The organism is Gordonibacter urolithinfaciens, from assembly GCF_900199375.1.
Lineage (GTDB): Bacteria > Actinomycetota > Coriobacteriia > Coriobacteriales > Eggerthellaceae > Gordonibacter > Gordonibacter urolithinfaciens.
Genome location: NZ_LT900217.1, coordinates 733,260 through 752,852, shown reverse-complemented (window position 1 = coordinate 752,852; position 19,593 = coordinate 733,260). Strand labels below are relative to the sequence as shown.

Below are 19,593 nucleotides of genomic sequence, written 5' to 3'. Positions count from 1 at the left end.
GCGAGGACGGTATGGCAGAGGTTTCGATAGAGAGGCGGTTCCGCGGCTCGGTGCGCCTCGTGACGCTGCATCTCTGGCGTGTGGCGAGGTCCACTGACGTAGAGGATGGCTTCAGGGAGGCGCGCAGGCTGGGCATGCTCAAGCCCGAGGACGAGGCGTTCGTGCGCTCCTGCTTCGAGCTTGACGGCCGGATGGAGGCGGGCGTGCCCCTCGACGCGCCGCCGAGCCAGGACATGGTGGACGAGCTGCAGCGGTGCGCCATCCGCCTCAACACGGCCGATCCGGCGTGAGGGCGGGGGCCGGTCGGGCGAGGGCGCCGATTGGCGCCGGCACGGCGGGCAGGGGCGGCGTCCGTGTGCTACAATGGAGTCCACTCGGTAGAACTGTCAAAGCGGTCATTCGTTCCCAGCCCGTTCGTCGTGCTGCGTCCCGGCGTGCCGGGGCCTTGCGGGACGCGCGGCTTACCTGAAGGCCGGCCGCGGGGCCTCTGTCCCTCCTGCGGCATCCAATCGAAGGCGACCCGACGGCTCGCGGACCCTCGGCGCTGCATGCGCCGCGTGGTCGCGGGGAGGGGAGGGCCCCTGCCCGCGCCTTGCCGTCGGTTTACGTTCCTGTCAATGCGAAAGAAGGAGATCAAGACGATGCAACTTGGCTCAACGGTAACCCTGGTGTACACGGGCAAGCTCGACGACGGCACGGTGTTCGGCTTCGCCACGGAAGAGAAGCCCATGAAGTTCCAAACGGGCATGGACATGGCCATCGAAGGCTTCGAGAAGGCCATCCTGGAGATGAACGAGGCGGGCGAGAAGAAGACGTTCACGGTGGACGAGTACGGCGCCTACGGCGAGTACCTCGAGGGCCACGTGGCGAAGATCCCCCTCGAGCAGATTCCCGTGAACGACGTGAAGGTGGGCAAGCGCATCATGCTGTCGAGCAGCGAGGACGGAGCGCCGATGCCCGCCACCGTGCTGGACATAACGGACGGCCTGGTGACGTTCGACCTGAACCACCCCCTGGCAGGCAAGAGCCTGACGTTCGAGGTGGAGCTGCTCGAGGTGGAGGACGCTCCCGAGGACTTCGTGTCCGCCGCCGAGAAGGCGCAGCACCTGAAGGAGCAGGCGAAGCTCTTGGGAGGCGACCAGGGCGAGGACTTCCGCTAATGTGCTGGTCGTGCAATCCCATCTGCGGCGGCTGCCGGCCGCCGCGCAAGCGCCCGGTGAAGTGCCCCGAATGCGGCATGTTCAACGCGGTTGACCTCGAGCACTTCTCGAAGCCCAACCCGTGCACCAAATGCGGCTTCGACCTGACCGACCTGGCCCTGCCGGAGCCGGTGACCTGCACGATCTGCGGCGAGGTGTGCTACAACCCCTGCCGCAAGGGAAAGACCGAGCAGCCCGACGGCGAGCTGCGCCCGTGCCAGGTGCGCGTGAGCGAGCCGCTGTAGGCTTCGCCCGGACCGGCGCCTCTTTGGTTCGCCCGCCGCTTCTCCGACGGGCTCCGGCTTTCCGGGCAGAATGCCCGGAAAGCCGGAGGCCGTGCGGCTCTCATGCGCCCGGACGGCTCGCCCGGGCGTCCGGCTAGGCGTGCGCGGCGCACCAGGCGCAGGCGCTCGGGGCGGCGGCGATGCCGCCGAGGGCGCTCTCGCGCAGCTCGAAGGGCAGCGTGCGTCCCACGGCATCCATCGCGGCCACCGTCTCGTCGAAACCCACGAGGTTGCCCACGCCCGCAAGCGCGATCTGCGCGCTCACGAGCGCCGTGGCCGCGGCGGTGGCGTTGCGCTTCTGGCAGGGCACCTCCACGAGGCCGCCCACCGGGTCGCACACCAGCCCCATGAGCGAGGAGAGCGCGTTCGCGGCCGCATCGAGCGCCTGCGCCGGCGTGCCGCCCGCCATCTCCACGGCGGCCGCGGCGGCCATGGCGGCGGCTGCGCCGATCTCCGCCTGGCAGCCGCCTTCGGCGCCCGACACCGTGGCGTTGCGGGCTATGAGGTACCCCACGGCACCGGCGGCCAGCAGCCCTCGGCGCAGCGCGGCGGCGTCCAGGCCGCGCTCCTGCTCCAGGGCCAGCAGCACGCCGGGCACGACGCCGGCCGAGCCGGCGGTGGGGGCGGCCACGATGCGGCCCATGGACGCGTTCGTCTCCAGCACGGCCAGCGCGTACTCCATGGCCGCGCCCGCAAGGCCGTCGACCACCGCGGGCCCCTGCTCGCGCGAGCGACGCACGTCGCGCGCCTCGCCGCCGATGAGCCCGCCCATGCAGGGCACGGGCTCGCGCAGGGGCTCCGTGGCCGAGGCTCGCATGACGGCGAGCACCCGGTCGGCGTAGGGGAGGGCGTCGCACGCGCGCCCGTCGAGGGCGGCGAGCGCCTGCTCGCGCGCCAGGAACGCGCCGGCCAGCCCCGTGCCCTGCTCGGTGCAGCGGGCGAGCAGCTCGGCGCCCGAGGCGAAGTCGCAGGCGGCGAAGCGCTCCTCGGCCTGCTCCGCACCTGCGGTCGCACACGAGCCCGTGCCGCCCGCGGGCCGTCCCGCGGCATCGCCCGCCGCCCGTCCCGCTGCGCCGTCGGCGGGCACGATGCGCACGTCGCGCACGGCGGGGTGGCGTTCGATGGCGGCCTTCGCCTCGGCGGGCGCCGGGCCGTCCAGCTCCATGACCGTGAACGCCTCGGACCCGCGGCGCGTGCGGTACATGCGCGCCGTGGCGATGTTCACCGCGCAGTCCGAGAAGCAGCCTGCTATGTGCGCGAGCACTCCCGTCTCGTCGCGCTGGCGCACGACCACGCTCGTGTGCTCGCCGGTGACGTTCACGTCGATGCCGTCGATGCGCGTGACGACGGCCGCGCCGCCGCCCACGCTCACGCCCCGCACCTCCAGCGCGCCGCCTTCCGCGTCCACGATGCGCGCGTCCACCGTGTTAGGATGCTCCACGGCGGCTTCGCGGTCGCAGCAGAACGAGAAGGCCAGCCCGGCTGCATGCGCGCGCTCGAACGAGTTGCGCACGCCCAGGTCGTCGGGCTCCAGGCCCAAAAGGCCCGCGACGAGCGCCTTGTCGGTGCCGTGGCCCGACTGCGTGTGCGCGAACGAGCCGTACAGCGTGAACTCCGCGCGCACCGGCGCCGCCGCCAGCAGGCTGCGCGCCATGCGCGCGATGCGCAGCGCGCCCGCCGTGTGGGAGCTGGAGGGGCCCACCATGATGGGGCCGACGATGTCGGCGAACCCGAACGTATCCATGCGCGTCCTTTCGTGTGCCGTTGCTGCGGGGCTGGCCCGACCGCCCTCCGTGCAGCCCTGCGTCAGCAGGCGGGGCAGGGCGGTCTCCGGCTGCCCTGACCTCATCGGCAGGGCGCCTGCTGCGCTGCCATGGTAGCGCAAAGACGGCAAGCGCGCTCCGCCGACCGCTCATTTCGTGAGATTCCACGACGAAACGATGGTAAAACCGCGGTGCCCGCCCCTTCGTCGCTATACTGTTATCCCATCAAGGCCGCGGGCATGCCCGCGCAGCCCTACTCCGATACGAAAAAAGGCAGACGAAGGCGCCCCGCCCGGGGCGCCGCGCGGCGAAGGAGCGAGCATGGCCACAGCGGCACCCATCATCGTGGTGGGCCACAAGAACCCCGACAACGATTCCATCTGCGCTGCGGTGGGCTACGCCTACCTGAAGAACGAGCTGGCGCGCCGCGAGGCGCGCGACGGGGAGGTGCCGGCCGTGTACGTGCCCGCGCGCCTGGGGCCGCTGCCCCCCGAGAGCAGCTGGATCCTGAAGGAGAACGGCCTGCCGCTGCCCGAGGTCGTGGGCCACGTCCATGCGCGCGTGTCCGACGTCATGACGCCCGACCCCATCTCCATCGCCCACGACGCCACGCTCCTGGAGGCGGGGCGCCTGCTGCGCCAGCACAACGTGCGCGCGCTCGTGGTGACGAACGACGACGGCACCTACCGGGGCCTCATCACCACCCGCATGATCGCCGAGCGCTACATCGCGGCCACCGACGTGCTGGAGGAGGGCGGCGCGAACGAGATGGCCGTGGCGGGCGACCTCATTGCGTCTCTGGGACAGAAGGTCAACGACATCACCGAGACCGACGTGCTGGAGCTGGCCAAGGACGGCCTGCTGAAGGAGGCCGTCGAGGACCTCATGGCCAGCGCCCTGCGCGAGGCCGTGGTGCTGGACGACGACGGGTTCGCCATCGGCATCGTCACGCGCTCCGACGTGGCGGTGCACCCGCGGCGCAAGGTGGTGCTCGTGGACCACAACGAGACGCGCCAGGCTGCCAACGGCATCGAGGAGGCCGAGGTCGTGGAGATCGTCGACCACCACCGCATCGCCGACGTCATGACGGCCAACCCCATCAAGTTCCTGAACCTGCCCGTGGGCTCCACGGCCACCATCGTGGCCATGGAGTTCCGCCGCCACTGCGTGGAGATGCCCCCCGCCATCGCGAGCGTGCTCCTCTCGGCCGTCATGACCGACACGGTGATCTTGAAGTCGCCCACTGCCACCTACGTCGACCACGAGATCGTGGACTTCCTGGCGGACGTGGCCGGCGTCGACCCCACCGCGTTCGGCCTGGCCGTGTTCAAGTGCCGCGGCGGCGAGGACAACATGCCCGTCGCGAAGCTCGTGGGCGCCGATTCCAAGGAGTTCCAGCTGGGCGACTCCACCGTGCTCATCGCGCAGCACGAGACGGTGGACCTGCCGGCCGTCATGAAGCGCGAGGACGAGATCCGCGCCTACATGCGCCGCCTGAAGGACGACCGCGGCTACGAGTTCGTGCTGCTCATGGTGACGGACATCCTGGCCGAGGGCAGCCAGTTTTTGTGCGAGGGCAACCCGCGCACCGTGAACCGCGTGTTCAACATCGACTGCTCCGCCGAGGGCGGCGCCTGGATGCCGGGCGTCTTGAGCCGCAAGAAGCAGGTGGCCGCGAAGATCCTGGGAGCCTAGGAGTTCCGGCGGCCTGACGGCCGCCGGAATCGCCCGACGCTGCGGCCGCCTGCAGCGCCCGATCTTCGTGCGATCTCGGAGGCTCGCGTGCCCAAGGCACGCTTCGCCTCCGCGATCCCGCGAACCTCGGGCACTGCAGGCGCCCTCGCTGACTTGCTGCGCCAACCGGGGCGGCTGTTTTCGCGCCGGCGCGCGAATAGATGAACTTGCGACACTGCCACAAGAGAAAGAAGAGGACCCATGAACCCCACCCGCCTGCTCGACCTGTTCTGCGAGATCGTCCGCATCGAGAGCCCCTCGCGCCACGAGGCCGCCATGGCCGCGCGCTGCGCCGACGAGCTGCGGGGCCTGGGCTTCTCCGTGCGCTTCGACGACTCGGCCGCGCAGACGGGGGCGGACACGGGCAACCTTGTGGCGCACCTGCCGGGCACGGCGCCGGGGCACGTGGTGCTCTCGGCGCATATGGACACGGTGCAGCCCTGCGCGGGCATCGAGCCGGTGGTGGAGGGCGGCGTAGTGCGCTCGGCCGGCGACACCATCCTCTCGGCCGACGACAAGGCCGGCGTCGCGGCCATCCTGGAGGGCGTGCGCTCGGTGGCGGAGGAGGGCGCGCCGCGCCCCGACGTCACGGTGCTCCTCACCACCTGCGAGGAACTTCACCTGCTGGGCTCCGGCGCGCTCGCGCCGGATGCGCTGCCCGCCGGTGCGCCGTGCTACGTTCTGGACGCCGACGGCGCGCCCGGCACCGTCATCACGGGCGCGCCCTGCCACTGGACGCTGGAAGCCGCGTTCGCCGGCCGCGCGTCGCACGCGGGCGTGGTGCCCGAGGCGGGCATCTCGGCCATCCAAATGGCCGCGGCGGCCATCGAGGCCATGCCGCTCGGGCGCATCGACGAGGCCACCACGGCCAACATCGGCGTGATCGCCGGCGGCCGCGAGACGAACGTCGTGCCCGAGGCGTGCATGCTGCGCGGCGAGTGCCGCTCGCTCTACCCCGAGCGCGCCGAGGCGCAGAAGGCCGCCATGACGGTCTCCCTCGAGCAGGCTGCCGCGCGCTTCGGCGGCACGGTGGACATCGACTGGACGCCGAGCTACGGCGCCGTGCTCTACGACGAGGACGACGCGCTCGTGCAGGCGGCCGCCCGCGCGGCGCGCGCCGCCGGCCTGGAACCGTGCTTCCGCCACGACGGCGGCGGCTCCGACGCGAACGTCCTGGCGGCCCGCGGCGTGCGCGCTGTGACGCTCGGCGTGGGCATGACGGCCTTCCACTCGCCGGAGGAGCATATCTCCGTGGCCGACCTCGAGGGCACCGCCCGTCTCGTGGAGGCGCTGGTGAGGGAAGGCGCCGAGTAGCGTCCGCCGCCGGGATCCGCCTACCGGCGGCGTCCTTCTCTGTGCTATACTATATAGCAGCAAGCAGCCTGACCGCAAAGGAGGCGCCATGCCCGCCGTGCAGATGAACGTGCGCATCGACGAGGAGACGAAGGCCCGCGGCGACGAGGTGTTCGCCCGCTGGGGGCTCACGCCCTCGCAGGTGGTGCGCGCCGTGTGGGAGTACGCCGAGGAGAAGGGCGAGCCGCCCGCGTTCATGCGCCCCGCGCTCGACGCCGAGCACGACGCTGAGGTGCAGCGCCGCCTGGCCCTCGTGCGCGAGGGGGCCGGCATCTGGCGGAAGTTCTTCATCGACAACGGGCTGCCCGTGCCGGGGCCGCGCAAGATCACGCCCGAGGACCTGCGCGAGGACGAGTACTTCGGCAAGCCGAAGGAGGAGCTCGACGACGACGAGGTCCACGAGGCCTACTACGACGATCTGCGCTACGAGGCGTACCTCGAGAAGGCGTGCGAGAGGGGCCTGCTATGAGCCTGCCGCTGAAGCTGCTCGTCGATACGAACGTATGGGTCGACTACTTCCTTGAGCGCAGGCCCGAGGCGCATGAGGCGGCGATGGGATTCGTGGCGGAGGCGACGGCGGCCGATGCCGCGCTGTACACCTCGTCGGCAACGATGCCCGACCTTTTCTTCCTGCTCTGCCAGGAGACGAAGCGGTATCTGCGGGAGCACGGCGAGCCTGTTGACGAGCGTTTTGCCGCGGCGGTGCGCGAATCGGCGTGGTCGAGCGTGCGCAACGTCATGGGGCTCTCGTTGATCGTGCCCGTGGGGCAGAACGAGGCCCTGCGCGCCATGACCTACCGCGACCTCCACGACGACTTCGAGGACGACCTGCTGCTGGCCGCCGCCGCGCGCGTCGATGCCGACTACGTGGTCACGTCGGACCGGGCGCTGCTGCGCCACGCGCCCGTGGCCTGCCTCGACCCGGTCGACATGCGCGCGCTCCTGCGCGCCCGTGCCGCGGCGGCCGACGCGGAATAAATTCGAGATTACGTGGAGGCTCCCGCCCATCGAATCGCCTATCAGGCGTTCCATCAGGCGAAACGCAGAGCAAGACTATAGATACTCCCGGGTGCGTGGCGTTTGACAAGCTGCGGGGGCGATGATAAAGTTCTCGTTCGCGTCCCACGTGGGCGTATGTTTTCCTGTGCGAATCAGCTGAGCGCACAGGGAGGCACCGCAGAAGCGATTCCCTATCTATATAAAGGTAATCGGAACAAGCAAGAGGTAAAAGGAGAGAAGCTTTGCCTACTATCAACCAGCTGGTCCGCAAGGGCCGCAAAAAGACGGTCGACAAGAGCAAGACACCGGCCCTGAAGGGCAACCCGCAGAAGCGCGGCGTGTGCACCCGCGTGTTCACGACCACGCCGAAGAAGCCGAACTCGGCTCTCCGCAAGGTCTGCCGCGTGCGCCTCGTCAACGGCATGGAAGTGACGGCCTACATCCCGGGCGTCGGCCATAACCTGCAGGAGCACTCCATGGTGCTGCTGCGCGGCGGCCGCGTGAAGGACCTCCCCGGCGTCCGCTACAAGGTCATCCGCGCTGCGCTCGACTGCGCCGCCGTGGACAACCGCAAGCAGGCCCGCAGCCGTTACGGCGCCAAGCGCCCCAAGTAAGCAACCGATAAGACGCGCGGGCCGCTAAGGCCGCTTCCGCCCAAAGGGGGCGTGGGGCGGCGGCCTAATGGGCGGGACGAAGAGCCGCCCGGAAGCGTGCAGGAACCAGAAGGAGAAATACATGCCGCGTCGTGCAGCAGCAGTCCGTCGTGAAGTTCAGCCGGACGCACAGTACAACAACCGTTTGGTCACGCAGCTGATCAACAAGGTCCTCCTCGATGGCAAGAAGGCCACCGCCGAGGGCATCGTCTACGGTGCGTTCGCCATCGTGGAGCAGAAGACCGGCGGCGACCCGCTGGCCGTGTTCAAGAAGGCCATGGACAACGTCCGCCCGACCCTCGAGGTCAAGCCCAAGCGCGTCGGCGGCGCCACCTACCAGGTGCCGATGGAGGTCAACTCCCGCCGTTCGACGACGCTCGCCATCCGCTGGATCGTGGACTTCTCGCGCAAGCGCAAGGAGCACACGATGAAGGAGCGCCTCGCCGCCGAGATCATGGACGCCGCCGAGAACACCGGCGCGTCGGTGAAGAAGCGCGAGGACCTGTACAAGATGGCCGAGTCCAACCGTGCGTTCTCGCACTACCGCTTCTAAGGGGGACCCAGTCTATGGCTAAAATGTCTCTACAAGACACGCGCAACATCGGCATCATGGCCCACATCGACGCGGGCAAGACGACGACGACCGAGCGCATCCTCTACTACACGGGCAAGACCCACAAGATCGGCGAGGTGCACGATGGCGCCGCGACGATGGACTGGATGGTGCAGGAGCAGGAGCGCGGCGTGACCATCACGGCCGCTGCCACCACGTGCTTCTGGAAGTACCCCGGCGGTGCCGACGACGGCAAGGAGTACCGCTTCCAGATCATCGACACGCCCGGCCACGTTGACTTCACGGCCGAGGTCGAGCGCTCCCTGCGCGTGCTCGACGGCGCCGTCGCGGTGTTCGACGCCGTGGCCGGCGTGCAGCCGCAGTCCGAGACCGTGTGGCGCCAGGCCAGCAAGTACGGCGTGCCCCGCATCGCCTACATCAACAAGTACGACCGCGTGGGCGCCGACTTCTTCAACGCCATCCAGACCATGAAGGACCGCCTGGGCGCGCCGGCCGTGGCCGCGCAGGTTCCCATGGGCGCCGAGGACAACTTCTGGGGCGTCATCGACCTCGTGACGATGACGGCCTGGGACTTCAAGGCCGACGACAAGGGCATGACCTACCCCGAGCCCATGGACGCCATCCCGGCCGAGTTCGCCGAGGAGGCCGAGCTGCGCCGTCAGGAGCTGCTCGAAGCCGCCGCCGACTGCGACGACGACCTCATGGAGAAGGTGCTCATGGAGGAGGAGGTCACGGTCGAGGAGCTGAAGGCCGCCCTGCGCAAGGGCACCATCGCCTGCCAGATCCACCCCGTGTTCGTGGGCTCGTCCTACAAGAACAAGGGCGTGCAGGAGCTGCTCGACGCCGTGGTGGACTACATGCCCTCCCCGGTGGACATCCCGGCCATCAAGGGCACGAACCCCGACACGGGTGCCGAGGACGAGCGTCCCTCCGACGTGAAGGCCCCGTTCTCCGCTCTCGCCTTCAAGATTATGACCGACCCGTTCGTGGGCAAGCTCACCTATCTGCGCGTGTACTCGGGCAGCCTGGATTCCGGCTCCTACATCCTGAACGCGTCGAAGGACAAGAAGGAGCGCATCGGCCGCCTTCTGCAGATGCACTCGAACCAGCGCGTCGACATCGATGCCTGCCAGGCGGGCGACATCGTGGCCGTGGTGGGCCTGAAGGACGTGTCCACGGGCGACACGCTCTGCGACGAGAAGCACCCCATCATCCTGGAGTCCATGGAGTTCGCCGACCCGGTCATCGACATCGCCGTCGAGCCGAAGACGAAGGCCGAGCAGGACAAGATGGGCGTGGCGCTGCAGAAGCTCGCCGAGGAGGACCCCACGTTCCGCGTGTCCACGAACCACGAGACCGGCCAGACCATCATCGCCGGCATGGGCGAGCTGCACCTCGAGATCATCATCGACCGCCTGCTGCGCGAGTTCAAGGTCGAGGCCAACGTGGGCAAGCCCCAGGTTGCCTACCGCGAGCGTCCCGGCAAGGAGGTCATGAACGCCGAGGGCAAGTTCGTGCGCCAGACCGGCGGTCGCGGCCAGTACGGCCATGCGGTCATCAACATGTACCCGCAGGAGGCCGGCGAAGGCTACCTGTTCGAGAACAAGATCGTGGGCGGCGTGGTGCCGAAGGAGTACATCCCCTCCATCGACAAGGGCATCCAGGAGGCGCTGAACTCCGGCGTGCTCGCGGGCTACCCGGTCGAGGACGTGCGCGTGGAGCTCGTCGACGGCTCGTACCACGACGTCGACTCCTCCGAGGCGGCGTTCAAGGTGGCGGGCTCCATGGCCATCAAGGAAGCGCTCCGCAAGTCCAGCCCGGTCATCCTCGAGCCGGTCATGGCCGTGGAGATCGAGACGCCGGAGGAGTACACGGGCTTCGTCATGGGCGACATCCCCTCCCGCCGCGGTATGATCCAGGGCCAGGAGAAGCGCGGCAACGCCATCGTGGTCAGCGCGAAGGTGCCGCTGGGCAACATGTTCGGCTACGCCACCGACCTGCGCAGCGGCACGCAGGGCCGGGCTGTGTACACCATGCAGTTCGACTCCTACGAGCCGGTGCCCAAGAGCGTGGCGGAGGAAATTATCAGCAAGGCCGGCGGGAACGCGTAAGCGCGCGCGACCTGAAGCATAACGGAGGTAAGTAAGTGGCTAATCAGAAGATTCGCATCCGCTTGAAGGGGTACGACCATGAGATCGTGGACCAGTCCACGAAGCTCATCGTCGATACCGCGCAGAAGACGGGTGCCAAGGTGTCCGGTCCCATCCCGCTGCCGACGGAGCGCAACCTGTACTGCGTCGTCAAGGGCCCGCACGTCGACAAGGATTCGCGCGAGCAGTTCGAGATGCGCACGCACAAGCGCCTCATCGACATCCTGGAGCCCACCCCGAACACGGTGGATTCCCTGATGCGTCTCGATCTCCCCGCCGGCGTCGACATCGAAATCAAGCTGTAAAGGGGGTCAGGCGATAATGATCAACGCAATCTACGGTAAGAAGATCGGCATGACCCAGATCTTCGGCGAGGACGACCGCGTCGTCCCGGTGACGGTCATCCAGGCCGAGCCCAACAAGGTCTGCCAGGTGAAGACGAAGGCCACCGACGGCTACGAGGCCGTGCAGATGGGCTTCGGCGCCATCAAGGAGAAGAAGGTCAACAAGCCCATGAAGGGCCACTTCGAGAAGCAGGGCGCGGCTCCCGTGCGCTACCTGCGCGAGGTTCGCGTAGAGGATGCCGGCGAGTACAAGGTGGGCGACGAGCAGACGGTCGCCGCGTTCGCCGAGACGAAGAAGGTCGACGTGACCGGCACGTCCAAGGGCAAGGGCTTCGCCGGCGTCATGAAGCGCTACGGCTTCCGCGGCGGCCCGGGCGGCCACGGCGCGCACTTCCACCGCGCTCCCGGCTCGGTGGGCCAGTGCGCCACGCCGTCCCGCGTGTTCAAGGGGCTCAAGCTCCCGGGCCACATGGGCTGCGACACCGTGACGGTGAAGAACCTCGAGGTCGTGCGCATCGACGAGGACCAGAACCTCATCCTCGTGAAGGGCGCCGTCCCCGGCGGCAAGAATGGCATCGTTCGCGTCCGCATGGCGTAAACGTGGATCGAAAGTAATAAGGAGTTTAAATGACCACGATTGAGATCAAAGACGCGAGCGGGAAGAAGGCCGGTTCCGCCGACCTCGCCGCTACCGTTTTCGGCATCGAGCCGAACATGACCGTCATGCACACGGTCGTTCGCTCGCAGCGCGCGGCCTGGCGCCAGGGCACGAGCAACACGCTCACCCGCGGCCAGGTGCGCGGCGGCGGCAAGAAGCCGTGGCGCCAGAAGGGCACCGGCCGTGCCCGCCAGGGCACCATCCGCGCCCCCCAGTGGGCCGGCGGCGGCACCGTGTTCGGCCCGCATCCGCGCAGCTACGCGTTCCGCGTGAACAACAAGGAGGTCAAGCTGGCGATGCGCTCCGCGCTGTCCGCCAAGCTGGCCGACGGCGAGCTGGTGGTGGTGAAGGACTTCGAGTTCGAGAAGCCCTCCACGAAGGCCGCCGTGGCCGCGATGAAGGCGCTCGGCCTCGAGGGCCGCGTGGCGCTCGTCATCGCCGACGACGCGGTGAACACGTACCTGTCGTTCCGCAACATCCCGAAGGTGAACATCATCCCGGTGTCCGACATCAACACCTACGAGCTCATCGACAACAAGAAGCTCGTGGTGACGGCCGACGCCCTCAAGTACATCGAGGAGGTGCTCGCATAATGAAGGATCCCCGCGAGGTTATCATCCGCCCCATCATCACGGAGCATAGCTACGACATGATGGAGAAGAACACGTACACGTTCGAGGTGGCGAAGGACTCCAACAAGGTGGAGATCGCCCAGGCCGTCGAGGCCATCTTCAACGTGAAGGTCGTGAAGGTGAACACGCTGAACGTGAAGCCGAAGCCCAAGCGCGTCCGCTACCAGCTGGGCCAGACCCGCACTTGGAAGAAGGCCATGGTCACGCTGAAGGAAGGCGACACGATCGAGCTGTTCGCCAGCTAGGCTATCGAGCCGTCCGAAGCTTTGGAGCGCCCCGCATCTGCGGGGCGCTTTTCGTGTTGGGGGAGGGCCGGGGCGCATGGCGAGTTTGTATGCTCGCGTGCGCGGACGGGACGGTTGGTGTATGGTGGGGCAAACGCAGCTGCGAGGGTGAAGAGAGGGATCGATTTGGCATTCGTGGAGTTCCGCGACGTGCGCAAGGTGTACACGATGGGCGAGGTGGAGGTTGCGGCCGTCGACGGGATGACGTTCGACATCGAGCGCGGCGAGCTCGTGGTGGTGGTGGGGCCCTCGGGCGCCGGCAAGACCACGCTCCTGAACATGCTGGGCGGCATGGACGGGTGCTCGTCGGGCACCATCATGCTGGACGGGCGCGACATCAGCGCGTTCAACAGCAAGAAGCTCACCTACTACCGCCGCTACGACATAGGCTTCGTGTTCCAGTTCTACAACCTCGTGCAGAACCTCACGGCGTTGGAGAACGTGGAGCTGGCGAGCCAGATCTGCAAGGACCCGCTCGATGCGGCCGAGGTGCTTGCCCAGGTGGGGCTGGGGCATCGGCTGGACAACTTCCCCGCCCAGCTCTCCGGCGGCGAACAGCAGCGCGTGGCCATCGCCCGCGCGCTGGCGAAGAACCCGAAGCTGCTTCTGTGCGACGAGCCCACCGGTGCGCTGGACTACCATACCGGCAAGGCCATCCTGCGGTTGTTGCAGGACACGTGCTACGACACCGGCAAGACCGTCGTGCTCATCACGCACAACTCGGCGTTCACGGCCATAGCCGACCGCGTCATCCACATCCGCGAGGGGCGCGTGGCGGGCGTCGAGATCAACGAGGCGCCGCTGTCGGCCGACGTCCTGGAGTGGTAGGGGAGCGGGCTTGAGGGGCGCATTCAACAAGGACGTCCTCCGCTCCGTCACGCACTCGCTCGGGCGCTTCCTGGCCATCGCCGGCATCGTGGCGCTGGGCACGGGATTCTACGCGGGGCTGCGCATGACGGCCCCCGACATGAAGCTCGCGGCCGACCAGTTCTACGACGGCGCGAACCTCATGGACATCCGCGTGGTGTCGACGCTCGGCCTCACCGACGGCGACCTGGCCGCCCTGCGCGGCGTGGAGGGCGTCGCACAGGTCATGGGCGCCTACGAGACGGACGTCATGGCCACGGTGAACGACGAGCAGTACGCCATCCGCGTGCACTCGCTGCCCGCCGCCGCTGCGGAAAGCGATACGGGCGACGGCGTGAACGCGGTCTCCGGCGCCGCCGACTACCTGAACCGGCCCGTCCTCGTGGAGGGCTCGTGGCCGGTGCGCGAGGGCGAGTGCGTGCTGTCGGCCGACAAGGTGATGAACACGCCCACGAAGATCGGCGATACGGTGCAGATCACCGAGGGCTCGCAGGACGTGGACGACGTGCTGGCCACGCGCACGTACCAGGTGGTGGGCTATGTGCACTCCTCGTACTACGTGTCGTCCACGTCCATGGGCACCACCTCGCTCGGGTCGGGCTCGGTGCAGCAGTTCATGTACGTGCCGGAATCGGATTTCTCGAAGGATCTGCCCTACACGGAGGCCTTCGTCACGGTGGCGGGCGCGGCGGGCGAGTTCTCGGGAAGCGACGCCTACTTCGAGCGCGTGCACGAGGTGGAGGACCGCATAGAGGCCCTCGCCCCCGCGCGCGAGCAGGCCCGCGTAGACGGGCTGCGCGCCGATGCCCAGAAGGAGCTCGACGAGAAGCGCGCCGACTACGAGCGCGAGCGGGCCGATGCCGAGCAGCAGCTCAACGACGCGCAGCGCCAGCTGGACGAGGCCGCTGCGGCCATCGCCGAGAACGAGCAGAAGCTCGCCGACGCGCAGGCCGCCTACGATCGCAGCGCGGGCGAGCTGGCGAGCCAGCGCGCGAGCGCCGAGGCGCAGCTTGCGGAGGCCGAGCGGCAGCTCGCCGACGGCCGCGCCCAGACCGACGCCGCCCGCCCCGCCATCGAGCAAGGTCAGGCCCAGCTGGCCGACGCCTGGGCGCAGTGGCAGCAGGGAGCCGACGCGCTGGCGGCGGGGTGGGGCGAGTGGCAGGGCCGGCAGGACGCCCTGTCGGCGAAGGCGGCCGAGTGGCAGCAGGGCATGGCGCTTTGGCAGGCGGCGTGGGATGCGAACGAGGACCACCCCGAAAATCCCGATTACGCCGAGAACAGGGCGAGGCTGGAAGCCCAGAAGCAGGTTCTCGATGCGGGCAAGGACGAGATCGACCGAGGGCAGGCGGCTCTCGACGGAGCTCGCGGCGAGCTCGAGGCGCAGCAGCAGGCGGTCAATGCGGCGCGTGGGGAGCTCGATACCCAGCAGGCCGCGTTCGACGCCCAGAAGGCGCAGTTCGACGCTGCCGTCGCGCAGGTCGAGCAGGGCACTGCCGACCTGGCGTCCGCGCGCTCTCGGGCCGACGCGCAGATCGCGGCGGCGCAGCAGCAGCTCGACGAGGCGGCGGCGCAGATAGCGAGCGGGCGCTCGCAGCTCGAGCAGGGCAGGGCCGACTACGAGGGCGCCCTGGCCGAGTACGAGCGCCAGAAGGCCGACGCCGACGCGCAGTTCGCCGATGCCGAGCGTCAGATTGCCGACGCGCAGCAGAAGATCGACGACTTGGAGAACCCGTCGTGGCTCGTCATGGACCGCGACCAGAACTACGGCGTGGCGAGCTTCGAGTCCGACGCGAACCGCGTGGACTCCATCGCGCAGGTGTTCCCGTTCATCTTCTTCCTCGTGGCGGCGCTCGTGGCGCTCACCACCATGACGCGCATGGTGGAGGAGGAGCGCGTGCTCATCGGCACGTTCAAGGCGCTCGGGTACAGCCGCGCGCGCATCGCCTCGAAGTACCTGCTGTACGCCGCCGTGGCCAGCGTGACGGGCAGCGTGCTGGGCATCGCGGTGCTCTCCCAGGTGCTGCCCGCCGTGATCTCCGAGGCCTACGCCATCATCTACTTCGTGCCGAGGGGGCCGCTGCCCATCGACCTGGGGCTCGCGGGGTTGGCGGCCGGTCTCGGCGTGGGCGTGACGCTTGTCGCCACCTGGGCGGCCGCGTTCGCCACGCTGCGCGAGCGGCCGGCCACGCTCATGCTGCCGCGCGCGCCGAAAGCCGGCAAGCGCATCCTGCTCGAGCGCATCGCCCCGCTGTGGCGGCGGCTGTCGTTCTCGTGGAAGGTCACGTTCCGCAACCTGTTCCGCTACAAGAAGCGGTTCGTGATGACGGTCATCGGCATCGCCGGCTGCACGGCGCTCTTGCTCACGGGCCTGGGCCTGCAGGACGCCATCAACGACATCATCGACAAGCAGTACGGCGAGATCGTGCACTACAACGCCGTCGTGACCACGGAGGACGACCTGCCGGCCGCGTCGCAGCAGGAGCTGGACGACCTGCTGGGCGCAGGCGGCGCCGTGGAGTCCTCCACGCGCGTGCAGAGCGCGAGCATGGTGGCCAGCGGGCCGGACAAGGCCGACGTTCATGCGTCCGTGGTGGTACCCGAGGACCCGGGCGGCCTTGCCGACTTCCTCACCGTGCGCACGCGCGTGGGGCATGAGCCGTTGTCCATCGGCGATGACGGCGTGGTGTTGGCCGAGAAGCTGGCGAACGAGCTGGGGGTGGGCGTGGGCGACACGGTGCGCCTGGCCGAGCAGGACGAGATGGGCAACGCCACGGACAAGACGTTCGACCTCACGGTCACGGGCGTCATGGAGAACTACATCTACAACTACGTGTTCATCGGCCCGGGCGAGTACGCGCGCATGGAGGGCGGCCAGCCGGCATTCTCCACGTACTACGCCGTGACGAGCTCCGACGCCGGGGAGCGCGCGCAGTTCAACGATGCGGTGCGCGCTATCGACGGGGTGAAAACCGTGGCCTACAACGACGAGGTGATCGACGCGTACAAGTCCATGCTCAAGAGCGTGGGGCTCATCGTGATCGTGCTCGTGGTGGCCGCGGCGGCGCTCGCGTTCATCGTGCTGTACAACCTCACGAACATCAACATCACCGAGCGGCAGCGCGAGATAGCCACGCTCAAGGTGTTGGGCTTCACGCCGCGCGAGGTGAGCGCCTACATCTACCGCGAGACCATGCTGCTGTCGGTCATCGGGTGCGCGGTCGGGCTCGTGCTCGGCGTGTTCATGGAGGGCTTCGTGGTGGTGACGGCGGAAGTGGACCAGGTGATGTTCGGCCGCACCATCCATGCGGCGAGCTTCGTGATAGCGTTTCTGCTCACCATGCTGTTCACCGTGCTGGTGATGCTGGCCATGAGGCGCAAGCTCGCGCGGGTCGACATGGTGGAGAGCCTGAAGTCCAACGAGTAATCCTTCCTGGTGCGCCTTGGGGCGGCGCTTGCTGCTCGGGCAGTCCTGGCTCGCACGAACGCCCCGCTGGGGCGTTCGGCTTGTGCGGAACTCGCATCAAGCGCCGCCCCAAGGCGCTCTCCGCAAGCGCGACCCGCTTGACGTTCGGCAGGTGAGAGGGGGGCGACCTGCGCGGGGGTGCTTGCTGCGGTACTCATTCTTGGAAACTTCTTCCGCAAAACTACTTTGGGAGCAAAACCGCAGGTCGTGGAAATGAATCAGACCATAGGTATTACGGCTTTTCAACTATTTAAGCGCTTATAGGGGATGCTCGGCCCCGGTACTGAACGCTAGAGTAGTCTGCGAGAGGTCGAGTTCGCTTCGAGGATCGGCCCGGCGCAAGCCCCCCTGCACGCTCCGGGCCGATCCTCGAAGACCACGCAAGCCCGAGCAGGGCCCGGGGTTTCGCGACGGACCGATCGGACCATAAAAGAGAAAGGATCTCCTCATGTGCTTCAGACCAGCAGCGGTTGACCTGAACGGCCCCATCAAGTGCCCCAAGTGCGGCGCGGAAGTGGGCCCCAGCCTGGACGCGTGCCCGAGCTGCGGCGCCAAGGCGACGAAGGCCCCCGGCATGCCCGGCGCCCCGGGTGCTCCCGGCGTGCCCGGCGCTCCCGGCGCCCCGAAGGCTCCCGGTGCCCCGGGCGCCCCGAAGCCCCCTGCCGCCCCCGGCACCCCCGGCAAGTAGCTATCCCCTTTCGCCGACCTCCTCTTCAACGGCGAACGCAGACCCCCGGCCTCTCTATGCCGGGGGTCTTGTCGTATCGGGTGCGGTGGAAGCGGAGGCGTGCGGAGGGAAGGGGTGCGGCGGCAGCGCGGTCGCAGGGACGCGGGACGGAGCCGGATGGGGTCTTCCAAGAGGGCCTATGGCGCGCGTTTCCCCGCGTGCGGCCAGGAATCTGGTACGTCTGGTATGAGGCCGGGGCGCAAAATAGGCCCCTTGGTATAATGCACTTGGAGCGGCCTTTCCGTATAGTACGGAGCGTGCTGCACGGTATGCGCCGCGCGGGCGCGGAGGTTGAACCCCCTGAATAGACCTCCCGCGCCTCGTTCGCCTTTCTTGGGCTTCGCGGAACGCATGCCGTGCAGTCTCTTTTTCCCGGAGGGCAGCCGGTTGGACATCGCCTTATATTTGCGGGCATCTCGTCGCGGTGGGCGACGATGTGCGTTACAATTGCAAGCTAGCAAGGTATTGGAGGGGAACGTCCGTGCACGGTTTCTGCGCGTATCGCATTGCGGTCGGCACGCCGTTTCCGCCTCCACCCGGCACCCTGTGCCGCAGTGCTCGTAAGAAGGAGACGGAACCAAGATGAAAGTCACGCAGAAGAAACTCGACGACGGCCGCCTGCTGATCGACGCCGTTGCCTCGACGGCCGAGGTGAGCAACGCGCTCAACAACGCGCACCTCGCGTTCGCCCAGCAGATGGGCATGCGCCCCGAGAAGGACAAGACGGTCGCCCAGGCGGCCGAGGAGCGCATGGGCATCAAGGACTTGGACTCGGTCGTCATGAACCAGGCGGTCGAGGCCCTCGTGCCGTTCGCCATCGACAAGGTCGGCGTCATCCCCGCGTTCCCGCCGCAGCCCGAGCCCAAGACGGCGCTCAAGCGCGGCCAGACGTTCCAGTTCGGCCTGCACCTCACGCCGAAGCCGGACTACGAGCTGACGTCCTACGAGCCGGTCTCCATCACCATCCAGGAGGTGTCGATCGACGAGCGCCAGGTGGACGAGCAGATCAACCAGGTTGCCGAGCGCTACGCCGAGTTCGTGGCCGACGACCCGCACCCCGTGCGCAAGGGCGACAGCTGCCTTTTGGCCATGGAGTCCTACGAGAACGGCGAGAAGCTGCCCGGCCTGACCACCGACGCGCGCACGTACTCCGCCGGCGCCGGCCTCATGCCCGACGGCTTCGACGAGAACATCATCGGCATGGACGTGGGCGAGACGAAGACCTTCACGTTCGAGGGCCCCGGCATCGACGACGAGGGCAACGAGATCGTCGAGACCATCGAGTGCACCGTCACGGTCAAGGAGATCCAGAAGAAGGTCGCCCCCGTCATCGACGACGCCTGGGTGGCGAAGTTCATGCCCATGTACAAGGACGTGGCCGCCATGCGCGACGACATCCGCCGCGGCCTGAACCGCCAGCTGTCGGGCGAGTACGAGAACTACAAGCGCAACATGGCCGCCGGCGAGCTGGCGAAGCGCTTCAAGGGCAGCATCGCCGACGAGGTGTACGAGTCCATGTCCCGCAACCTCATGAACAACATGCGCGCCGAGGTGGAGCAGCAGAACATGACGTGGGACCAGTTCGTCGAGCAGCAGGGCGGCGAGCAGCAGTTCAACATGATGATGATGATGCAGACGCGCCAGATGCTCGTGCAGGGCTACGCGCTGGACGCCCTGTTCCGCCACGAGGGCCTGGTGGTGAGCGACGAGGACGTGCAGGAGGCCTGCGCTGCCATGAACCCGCAGAACCCCCAGGGCGTGCGTCGCCAGATGGAGGAGTCGGGCCGCGGCTTCGCGCTGCGCGAGGCGGCCGAGCGCATCAAGGCGAACAAGTGGCTCCTTGAGCACGCGGACATCACCGTGAAGGACCCGAACGAGGCCCCTGCGGCCGAGTAGCGGCAGGGCAGCA

Annotated in this window: 19 protein-coding genes; 18 read left to right on the top strand and 1 reads right to left on the bottom strand. The window is 68.2% G+C overall.

The annotated features are described in order from the left end of the window. Nucleotides 1-11: 11 nt before the first annotated feature. The 3 genes from BN3560_RS03310 (at nucleotide 12) to BN3560_RS03300 (ending at nucleotide 1,444) form a co-directional block, all read left to right on the top strand. Nucleotides 12-290: a hypothetical protein gene (locus tag BN3560_RS03310; protein ID WP_096227007.1), complete on the top strand. Its 279-nt coding sequence runs from the start codon at nucleotides 12-14 to the stop codon at nucleotides 288-290. A gap of 351 nt (nucleotides 291-641) precedes the next feature. Next, nucleotides 642-1,160 (top strand): FKBP-type peptidyl-prolyl cis-trans isomerase, encoded by a 519-nt coding sequence (locus tag BN3560_RS03305; RefSeq protein ID WP_157780539.1) that lies wholly within the window; start codon nucleotides 642-644, stop codon nucleotides 1,158-1,160. Next, complete coding sequence (locus BN3560_RS03300) at nucleotides 1,160-1,444, top strand: hypothetical protein (protein WP_015540474.1); 285 nt, start codon at nucleotides 1,160-1,162, stop codon at nucleotides 1,442-1,444. The genes BN3560_RS03305 and BN3560_RS03300 overlap by 1 nt, the downstream gene beginning before the upstream one ends. A gap of 133 nt (nucleotides 1,445-1,577) precedes the next feature. On the opposite strand, the gene sdaAA is transcribed toward BN3560_RS03300, so the two are convergent. After that, on the bottom strand, nucleotides 1,578-3,227 hold the full coding sequence (gene sdaAA / locus BN3560_RS03295; RefSeq protein ID WP_096227005.1) for an L-serine ammonia-lyase, iron-sulfur-dependent, subunit alpha: 1,650 nt from the start codon (nucleotides 3,225-3,227) through the stop codon (nucleotides 1,578-1,580). 340 nt (nucleotides 3,228-3,567) lie between these two features. Between sdaAA and BN3560_RS03290 the strand changes: the two genes are divergently transcribed. From BN3560_RS03290 to tig, 15 genes are all read left to right on the top strand, one after another. Next, entirely contained in the window at nucleotides 3,568-4,941 is a 1,374-nt protein-coding gene (locus BN3560_RS03290; RefSeq protein ID WP_096227004.1) for a putative manganese-dependent inorganic diphosphatase, read from the top strand. Between the two features lie 240 nt (nucleotides 4,942-5,181). Continuing rightward, on the top strand, nucleotides 5,182-6,294 hold the full coding sequence (locus BN3560_RS03285; protein WP_096227003.1) for a M20/M25/M40 family metallo-hydrolase: 1,113 nt from the start codon (nucleotides 5,182-5,184) through the stop codon (nucleotides 6,292-6,294). Nucleotides 6,295-6,382: 88 nt separating this feature from the next. After that, nucleotides 6,383-6,802 (top strand): type II toxin-antitoxin system RelB/DinJ family antitoxin, encoded by a 420-nt coding sequence (locus BN3560_RS03280; protein WP_096227002.1) that lies wholly within the window; start codon nucleotides 6,383-6,385, stop codon nucleotides 6,800-6,802. Further along, on the top strand, nucleotides 6,799-7,311 hold the full coding sequence (locus BN3560_RS03275; RefSeq protein ID WP_096227001.1) for a type II toxin-antitoxin system VapC family toxin: 513 nt from the start codon (nucleotides 6,799-6,801) through the stop codon (nucleotides 7,309-7,311). Before BN3560_RS03280 ends, BN3560_RS03275 begins: the two co-directional genes overlap by 4 nt. A 263-nt stretch (nucleotides 7,312-7,574) precedes the next feature. Then, nucleotides 7,575-7,946, top strand: a complete 372-nt coding sequence (gene rpsL, locus BN3560_RS03270; RefSeq protein ID WP_041239796.1) for a 30S ribosomal protein S12 — start codon at nucleotides 7,575-7,577, stop codon at nucleotides 7,944-7,946. Between the two features lie 121 nt (nucleotides 7,947-8,067). Then, the gene (gene rpsG / locus BN3560_RS03265; RefSeq protein ID WP_041240690.1) at nucleotides 8,068-8,538 is read left to right on the top strand and encodes a 30S ribosomal protein S7; all 471 of its coding nucleotides are present in this window, start codon (nucleotides 8,068-8,070) and stop codon (nucleotides 8,536-8,538) included. A 14-nt stretch (nucleotides 8,539-8,552) separates the two neighbouring features. Beyond that, nucleotides 8,553-10,670: an elongation factor G gene (gene fusA / locus BN3560_RS03260; protein ID WP_096227000.1), complete on the top strand. Its 2,118-nt coding sequence runs from the start codon at nucleotides 8,553-8,555 to the stop codon at nucleotides 10,668-10,670. Nucleotides 10,671-10,705: 35 nt separating this feature from the next. Further along, on the top strand, nucleotides 10,706-11,014 hold the full coding sequence (rpsJ, locus tag BN3560_RS03255; protein ID WP_009304899.1) for a 30S ribosomal protein S10: 309 nt from the start codon (nucleotides 10,706-10,708) through the stop codon (nucleotides 11,012-11,014). Nucleotides 11,015-11,030: 16 nt separating this feature from the next. After that, complete coding sequence (gene rplC / locus BN3560_RS03250) at nucleotides 11,031-11,651, top strand: 50S ribosomal protein L3 (protein ID WP_096226999.1); 621 nt, start codon at nucleotides 11,031-11,033, stop codon at nucleotides 11,649-11,651. A 29-nt stretch (nucleotides 11,652-11,680) separates the two neighbouring features. Next, entirely contained in the window at nucleotides 11,681-12,304 is a 624-nt protein-coding gene (gene rplD / locus BN3560_RS03245) for a 50S ribosomal protein L4 (protein WP_087190458.1), read from the top strand. Then, nucleotides 12,304-12,588 carry a 50S ribosomal protein L23 gene (gene rplW / locus BN3560_RS03240; protein WP_015540478.1) on the top strand — a complete coding sequence of 95 codons (285 nt, stop codon included), beginning with the start codon at nucleotides 12,304-12,306 and terminating at the stop codon, nucleotides 12,586-12,588. The genes rplD and rplW overlap by 1 nt, the downstream gene beginning before the upstream one ends. A 165-nt stretch (nucleotides 12,589-12,753) precedes the next feature. Next, nucleotides 12,754-13,455 carry an ABC transporter ATP-binding protein gene (locus tag BN3560_RS03235; RefSeq protein WP_096226998.1) on the top strand — a complete coding sequence of 234 codons (702 nt, stop codon included), beginning with the start codon at nucleotides 12,754-12,756 and terminating at the stop codon, nucleotides 13,453-13,455. Between the two features lie 10 nt (nucleotides 13,456-13,465). After that, nucleotides 13,466-16,918: an FtsX-like permease family protein gene (locus BN3560_RS03230; RefSeq protein WP_096226997.1), complete on the top strand. Its 3,453-nt coding sequence runs from the start codon at nucleotides 13,466-13,468 to the stop codon at nucleotides 16,916-16,918. Nucleotides 16,919-17,405: 487 nt separating this feature from the next. Beyond that, entirely contained in the window at nucleotides 17,406-17,645 is a 240-nt protein-coding gene (locus tag BN3560_RS14635) for a hypothetical protein (protein WP_157780538.1), read from the top strand. 621 nt (nucleotides 17,646-18,266) lie between these two features. After that, nucleotides 18,267-19,580, top strand: a complete 1,314-nt coding sequence (gene tig / locus BN3560_RS03220; protein WP_096226996.1) for a trigger factor — start codon at nucleotides 18,267-18,269, stop codon at nucleotides 19,578-19,580. Nucleotides 19,581-19,593: the final 13 nt, after the last annotated feature.